The sequence below is a fragment of the Extibacter sp. GGCC_0201 genome (assembly GCF_017566055.1).
Taxonomy (GTDB): domain Bacteria; phylum Bacillota; class Clostridia; order Lachnospirales; family Lachnospiraceae; genus Extibacter.
The window spans coordinates 1-206 of sequence record NZ_JABFCH010000307.1 but is presented as its reverse complement, the minus strand read 5'-3'; the positions used below and the strand labels follow the sequence as shown (position 1 = coordinate 206).

Annotated in this window: 1 protein-coding gene; it reads left to right on the top strand. The window is 48.1% G+C overall.

The window, feature by feature from the left end:
* Window positions 1–206 (top strand): reverse transcriptase/maturase family protein (locus HJV72_RS19635; protein WP_208073572.1); only part of this gene is annotated, 206 nt, incomplete at both ends.

Here is a 206-nt window from a genome sequence, read left to right as displayed (position 1 = left end):
ATCCTTTGACGATAAGCTGGTGCAGGAAGTCGTGCGGCTGATATTAGAGAGCATTTATGAGCCGACATTTTCCAACTTGTCACACGGGTTCCGTCCGAACCGAAGCTGCCACACAGCTTTGCAGCAGATACAAGGCACTTTCACAGGTGTAAAATGGTTCATAGAGGGCGATATCTGCGGATTTTTTGACAACATTGACCACACGG